The sequence below is a fragment of the Bacillus sp. 05T31 genome, assembly GCF_056396725.1.
Genome location: NZ_JBFTMA010000215.1, coordinates 1 through 5,998 on the forward strand (window position 1 = coordinate 1; position 5,998 = coordinate 5,998).

Below are 5,998 nucleotides of genomic sequence, written 5' to 3' on the forward strand. Positions count from 1 at the left end.
GCAAAAGAGCCATCCAGTTGATGGCTCTTATTTCTCTACTCTATGATGAAAAGGACATTTACCTTTAATCGGCTCAATATCATCCCCTATGAAATATTGTTTCCATTCACGATGATTAGGATCGCCGTAGTGACTAATGTTAGGGTGCTTCGGCAACTGATCCCACTTTTCAACTCGTTCACGGACCATTTGTCTTGAATACGACCCTTTAGGACGATCTCCTTCTAATCCATCGAAAATAGTTCGTGGCTGGAATCCAATAACGAGAGAATTTCCTAAATGCCTAGTCTTTCGCTGTTTATAAGCTGGCGCATTCCCAAATGCAAATATTGGTTCACCACCAAATGAAAATTCCCATAAATGATGGTCTGGATTTTTCGGGATTTGCTTTGGCCATAATTGATTATCTTGTTCATGCAAATATTGTAGTACTTTCCAAAAATAATCTCGATAATATTCGATTGATTTTTCTTCACATTCTGGTTCCACAAAAAGAAAAAATCCTCTTCTTACAATCGGCCGCTCTTTCATTAGCTCCAAAAAAGTTAACATTGTATTGGGCAAATGACTCCAATCATTATGAGAGAGAAATGAATAACGAAGTTCATTCTTCTTCAAAGCTGTTAAACCGAAATAACACGGGAAGGTTGGTTCTAACACGACACTCGAAAAATCATGAAATTCTTTTGCAACCCAATTCGGTATGTCGACTCTATTTTTCATCCCTTCATTATCTAATAAATAAGACTCATCCATTCTTTCACCTCATTATGTACAGCATTCACTTAAGAATATTACATACTCGGCTTGTCCTATACCTTTTTAAAAATTCGAGAAAAAATTAATTCAAAATACAAAATTTTAAAAACGCTTACTTGACTAAATTCTACCAATTCATGTATATTTAAATTAATCATTTAGCAGAATATTCGAGAATATAGCATTTTTTATTTTTATTATTTTTTAATGAATTTCACTAAATGAAAAAAGGAATCGTTTTTAGGAGGAATTGTGACATGCAAGGAAAAGTAAAATGGTTTAACAATGAAAAAGGTTTTGGATTTATCGAAATGGAAGGCTCTGAAGATGTATTCGTACATTTCTCTGCTATTCAAAGCGACGGCTACAAAGCTTTAGAGGAAGGTCAAGAAGTATCTTTCGACATTACTGAAGGAAACCGTGGACCTCAAGCTGCTAACGTAGCGAAACTTTAATCCCACATATGACAGGAGGTTACCTTACTTGGTAACCTCCTTTGTTATTCCTTTGTATATTTCCGTTTTCCAGAGCAAAAACTATGTGAAATGCGCAAAATACAAAGGAGGCAATAACAATGGGGTCACATGTAAATGATTTTGAAGAGGTAAAATTCCGTGTAGAAACTGCACAAAAAATGGTAGGTTCTGCAACAATTTCAATGGATCCAGACACATTAGAGCATGCCACTACTGCAGTAGAATCGGCTCGTTCTCAGCTTGAAATCATGAAATCCGTTGCAACGGATTTAGATGAGCCATTTCTAATGAATGAAGAAAAAAAATTAAGTAAATGCGAGCATCAATTACATGAAGCGAAGCACTAAAAAACATCCAGAGAAAATTCTCTGGATGTTTTTTTATGACAATTGCTCCCCATACTTTTTCAACTTCTCTCCAACCGTACATTGCCGTATACAAAAAGAATGGGCATAGTATTTACTATGATTTTTCCGATTATGTTCCTGCAGGAAACACCCTCCGCAATACGTTTCTAATAAGTCATTTACCTCTGTAATGAGTTGCTTCTTCTTCACGTGTGCACCTCTCTATTCGGTTATTTCTTTATGACTATCAATTGTCGTCCCTTCTAATGCTTGCGCTGCTAATTGATGTGCCTCTTTATTTTGTTTTCTAGATATCGGTTCACAAATAAGTTTTAATTTCATTTSCTTCGCTTTTTGTTCAATTTGATCTAAGTAATGATTTAAATGTTCATCATAGCAAGGCCATTCACCAGCTAATTGCTGCAGTACAACTTGAGAATCTCCACGAAGTGTAACTGCTTCATATTTAATTCCTAATTCCTCGAGTGTATTCATCCCGTATAATAATGCTGCATACTCCGCTTCGTTATTATCATATATGCCTTCTATGTATGCATTGCGACGAATTCGGTAATTTGTATTTCCTTTTTTATAGTATACACATATACCAACCCCAGCTTCTTTCGTCTGTACATCATAACCACCATCAAAATAAACTTGAATTTCTTGCGGATCTTCCTCCACTTGCTTACTCAGTTTTTTCATTTCTTTTAATGACCATTCCGCGTCCATTTCATCGAAAAATAAAAGTTCTTTCACCCTACCTGTTTTCTCAAAATCCTCCGCAAATTGAAGCACTTCTTCTATGTTCATATAATCTGTTGTTAATTCAGTTTGTAAACCACGCTTCGTTTTATACAACCAATGTATTTTATATTTCATACTAGATTCCCCTTTTATAAGACTTCTTATATTTATTTTATTATATTTTATCAAGAGGCACAGTATTATATACAATTTAATCACATACAAAAAGAGCCATCCTAAGTAAGGACAGCTCTTTCATCTATTGCATAAATCTTTCAAATTGCACTCGCTTATTAATCCAGTACATTACAGGCATACCAATTGCCATTACAACAAATTCACCAACTGCACAAGTTAGCCATGTCAATAAAAATGGCAGATCAAACGCAAGATGAAGTTCAATTGCAATCATAAACATTGTGACTGTAAAAATAACTGTATTAAAAATCATACGAGCCCAAACACCTTTAATGAAGCGCATAGAAATAATAGTTGCAAGTAATGCAAGAATGGATTGCCCTACTCCAAATACTAAATCATAAGCGATCATAGGTGAGAAAAAGAGATTCGTTAAAAATACACCTAATACAATCCCGTAAATTGCTTTCTTATTGAATACAACGAGATGATTAAACATCTCTGAAATACGAAACTGTACACTCGTAAAGCCAAATGGCTGAATAAGCATAGAAACAGCAATATATAATGCCGCTAAAATACCATTACCGACTAATGTTCTTATATTCATGACAAAATCTCCTTAGTTTTTTTACGTGGGATGGTTTCGAACCACGTTATTCGTTTTTAAGCAACAAGATTATATTGTACGCAATAGGCACTCTTTCGTCAATAGATTCCTATCATTTACTACCTTTTTTCTTATGGACAACGTATAATAAAACATATGAAAGATTTAGGAGGTTTCACTTCATGACAGCAACAATTCAAAATGAAAAAGTGATCGTTTCCATTTCTGACAAAGGTGCAGAATTACAAAGCGTTCGCTTAAAAGAAGATAACACTGAATACTTATGGCAAGGCGATTCTACTTATTGGGGGCGCCGCGCACCAATTTTATTCCCAATTGTCGGCCGATTAGTAGATAATACATACTACCTAGATGGTAAACCGTATTCTTTAACACAACACGGCTTTGCTCGTGATCTTACATTCTCTGTACAAGAACAAAGTGAAACGAATATTACTTATATTGTTACTAGTAATGAAGAAACATTAAAAAAATACCCATACGAATTCGAATTACTCGTTTCTTATGAGCTAGATGGACAAATCGTTCATGTAACATATGAAGTAAATAACCCTACTTCAAAAGAGATGTTCTTCTCAATCGGAGCACATCCTGGTTTCAACTTCCCCTTATTAGAGGGCGAATCATTTACAGATTATCATTTATCATTTAATGGTTCTGAACGCTTAGAAACAAGCGTATTAGAAGGACCTTATCTTTCAAGTAAAAAGCAATTAATCGCTGAAAATACGAATGAATTACCACTTACATACGATTTATTCAAAAATGATGCACTTATTTTTGAAAATATGAATACGGATGAAATCTCTATTCGTTCTCATAAACATAATAAATTTGTAAAAGTAGAATTTGACGGATTCCCATTTGTCGGTGTATGGACACCAGGCGAGAACGCACCTTTCTTATGTATTGAACCTTGGTACGGGATTGCTGACGAAGTAAATCCGGCAAAAGATTTCAAGGAAAAAAAAGGAATTCAATCTTTACAAACGAATGAAACATTTACATGTCGTTATAGTATTACAATCGGCTAAAGTACTCTATCCCCTACTTCAAAGAAACATATAAGTAGGGGATCATCTTATAATTTGGAGGTTTCTCATTTTGATTGAAGTATATATTGATGGTGCATCAAAAGGAAATCCTGGTCCTTCTGGTGCAGGAGTGTTTATTAAAGGGGTGCAACCAGCTGTACAGTTATCATTGCCCCTTGGGACAATGTCCAATCATGAAGCAGAATACCACGCTTTACTTGCGGCATTAAAATATTGCACGGAGCATAATTATAACATTGTCTCTTTTCGTACCGATTCGCAGCTTGTCGAGCGAGCTGTCGAAAAAGAATACGCAAAAAATAAAATATTTGCACCACTATTAGAGGAAGCACTGCAGTACATAAAAAGTTTCGATCTCTTTTTTATTAAGTGGATTCCAAGTAGTCAAAATAAAGTTGCTGATGAATTAGCTAGAAAAGCTATCTTACAAAATTAACGGGGGTATGAGTGTGAAAAAAGATTGGGTTGCTCCTCTTGCTTTATTATTTGTCTCTTTTATTTGGGGAGCTACGTTTGTTGTCGTTCAAAATGCTATGTCTTTCGTTGGTCCATTTACTTTTAATGGKATTCGCTTTTTATTCGCTGGAATTATTTTATTATTCGTTCAAATGATTTTCTCAAAARGAGCTTCAAAACAAGATATAAAACAGAGTAGCTTCGCTGGATTAATTGTTGGATTCTTTTTATGTGTTGGCTATTTATTACAAACATTCGGCTTACTTTATACAACTTCTTCAAAAGCTGGTTTCTTAACTGGACTTAGCATCGTTATGGTACCAATTTTGTCTTTTATCTTTTTAAAACAAAAAGCTACCATTTTTATCGTAATGGGCATTGCTGTAGCAACAGCAGGTTTATACTTATTAACGGCTGGTGATTCTTTTCAATTAAACATTGGAGATATACTCGTTCTCGGTTGTGCAGTTGCTTTTGCTGCCCATATTCTTGTTAACGGTTTCTTTTCTAAGAAAATATCACCTTTATTACTAAGCACCTCTCAAGTATTAGCTGTCGGTATATTTTCTTCTATTTGCGCTTTTTTGTTTGAAGATTGGGAAAAATTATTTTCAGTTTCACTATGGACGAATCAATCCTTTTTATTCGCTCTATTTCTAACTTCCCTATTTGCGACATCCATTGCTTTTTTCATTCAAACATCGGCACAAAAACATACTTCTCCAACAAGAGTAGCAATTATTTTCGCAATGGAGCCCGTTTTTGCTGCATTAACAGGCGTTCTAGTTGCAAACGAACAACTTTCTATTTCTGCCATTATCGGTTGTTTATGTATTTTCCTAGGCATGGTTTTTGTTGAGCTGCCTTCCAAAACAAAAAAAGAAGCGCAGGCTGCGTGAAGTTACGCTTGTAACTTCCGCATAAAAGCCTTAGCGCTTTTTTTATCTGTAATTTCTTCTTCTTTCAATCGTTCTAATAATGCAACAAAATAACTGCCATCAAACTGTAATTGATGTTTAATCGTCGCTTCTATTGCTACGTTCACAATCCCATCAGATGCACCAGTATATCCTTGTCCGAACATAATAAACCCTTGTGCTTCCTCTGATAATTTAAATCCTTTCGTATGTAAGAATGAAAGATAATCTTCTACTGTTTGCATGATATTCCCACCTACTCAAAAATTCTCCACTTCTTATCATACATGTTTTTATACTCTATGAGAATGAAATTTATTTGACAACTTTGTAAATCTATCGTCTACTTCTTAGAAAAAAGAGGAGTTCCTTACAATATAAAAGAATATGTAAAGTGGAATTTATTTTATATTAAAGGGGATATCGAATGAAACAAGCACTATTAATTATCGATGCTCAGCAAGAATTAATT

Annotated in this window: 10 protein-coding genes and 1 riboswitch; of the genes, 5 read left to right on the top strand and 5 right to left on the bottom strand. The window is 34.6% G+C overall.

What is annotated here, in order from left to right; all coding sequences use genetic code 11:
* Positions 1-27 precede the first annotated feature (27 nt).
* Positions 28-756: a YqcI/YcgG family protein gene (locus tag AC1DJR_RS14475; protein WP_002030884.1), complete on the bottom strand. Its 729-nt coding sequence runs from the start codon at positions 754-756 to the stop codon at positions 28-30.
* Positions 757-1,016: 260 nt separating this feature from the next.
* Here AC1DJR_RS14475 and cspB point away from each other — a divergent pair, with 260 nt between their 5' ends.
* Entirely contained in the window at positions 1,017-1,214 is a 198-nt protein-coding gene (gene cspB, locus AC1DJR_RS14480) for a cold shock-like protein CspB (protein WP_002011904.1), read from the top strand.
* A 119-nt stretch (positions 1,215-1,333) separates the two neighbouring features.
* Positions 1,334-1,582, top strand: coding sequence for a DUF2564 family protein (locus AC1DJR_RS14485; protein WP_002011905.1), 249 nt, complete (start codon positions 1,334-1,336; stop codon positions 1,580-1,582).
* Between the two features lie 33 nt (positions 1,583-1,615).
* On the opposite strand, the gene AC1DJR_RS14490 is transcribed toward AC1DJR_RS14485, so the two are convergent.
* The 3 genes from AC1DJR_RS14490 to AC1DJR_RS14500 form a co-directional block, all read right to left on the bottom strand.
* Positions 1,616-1,792 carry a zinc-finger domain-containing protein gene (locus AC1DJR_RS14490; RefSeq protein WP_002011906.1) on the bottom strand — a complete coding sequence of 59 codons (177 nt, stop codon included), beginning with the start codon at positions 1,790-1,792 and terminating at the stop codon, positions 1,616-1,618.
* Positions 1,793-1,804: 12 nt separating this feature from the next.
* Positions 1,805-2,464 (bottom strand): ribonuclease H family protein, encoded by a 660-nt coding sequence (locus AC1DJR_RS14495; RefSeq protein WP_477002874.1) that lies wholly within the window; start codon positions 2,462-2,464, stop codon positions 1,805-1,807.
* 124 nt (positions 2,465-2,588) lie between these two features.
* On the bottom strand, positions 2,589-3,077 hold the full coding sequence (locus tag AC1DJR_RS14500; RefSeq protein ID WP_002011909.1) for a QueT transporter family protein: 489 nt from the start codon (positions 3,075-3,077) through the stop codon (positions 2,589-2,591).
* Between the two features lie 6 nt (positions 3,078-3,083).
* Positions 3,084-3,128: riboswitch (PreQ1 riboswitch) on the bottom strand.
* A gap of 131 nt (positions 3,129-3,259) precedes the next feature.
* On the opposite strand from AC1DJR_RS14500, the gene AC1DJR_RS14505 reads away from it, so the two are divergent.
* The 3 genes from AC1DJR_RS14505 to AC1DJR_RS14515 all read left to right on the top strand — a co-directional run bounded on the left by AC1DJR_RS14505 (position 3,260) and on the right by AC1DJR_RS14515 (position 5,508).
* Positions 3,260-4,132: an aldose 1-epimerase family protein gene (locus AC1DJR_RS14505; protein ID WP_429686674.1), complete on the top strand. Its 873-nt coding sequence runs from the start codon at positions 3,260-3,262 to the stop codon at positions 4,130-4,132.
* A 70-nt stretch (positions 4,133-4,202) separates the two neighbouring features.
* The gene (locus AC1DJR_RS14510) at positions 4,203-4,589 is read left to right on the top strand and encodes a reverse transcriptase-like protein (RefSeq protein WP_002011911.1); all 387 of its coding nucleotides are present in this window, start codon (positions 4,203-4,205) and stop codon (positions 4,587-4,589) included.
* Between the two features lie 13 nt (positions 4,590-4,602).
* Positions 4,603-5,508, top strand: coding sequence for a DMT family transporter (locus AC1DJR_RS14515; protein ID WP_477002875.1), 906 nt, complete (start codon positions 4,603-4,605; stop codon positions 5,506-5,508).
* Positions 5,509-5,510: 2 nt separating this feature from the next.
* Here the strand turns inward: AC1DJR_RS14515 and AC1DJR_RS14520 are convergent, their stop codons facing one another.
* A complete protein-coding gene (locus tag AC1DJR_RS14520) occupies positions 5,511-5,771 on the bottom strand; it encodes a DUF6123 family protein (RefSeq protein WP_001195213.1) in 261 nt (86 codons plus the stop codon).
* Positions 5,772-5,998 lie beyond the last annotated feature (227 nt).

Excerpts from the sequence above, each read along its gene's own strand:
- AC1DJR_RS14505 (WP_429686674.1), top strand. The coding sequence starts at position 3,260 with ATGACAGCAACAATTCAAAATGAAAAAGTGATCGTTTCCATTTCTGAC.
- AC1DJR_RS14485 (WP_002011905.1), top strand. The coding sequence starts at position 1,334 with ATGGGGTCACATGTAAATGATTTTGAAGAGGTAAAATTCCGTGTAGAA.
- AC1DJR_RS14520 (WP_001195213.1), bottom strand. The coding sequence starts at position 5,771 with ATGCAAACAGTAGAAGATTATCTTTCATTCTTACATACGAAAGGATTT.
- AC1DJR_RS14500 (WP_002011909.1), bottom strand. The coding sequence starts at position 3,077 with ATGAATATAAGAACATTAGTCGGTAATGGTATTTTAGCGGCATTATAT.
- AC1DJR_RS14475 (WP_002030884.1), bottom strand. The coding sequence starts at position 756 with ATGGATGAGTCTTATTTATTAGATAATGAAGGGATGAAAAATAGAGTC.
- cspB (WP_002011904.1), top strand. The coding sequence starts at position 1,017 with ATGCAAGGAAAAGTAAAATGGTTTAACAATGAAAAAGGTTTTGGATTT.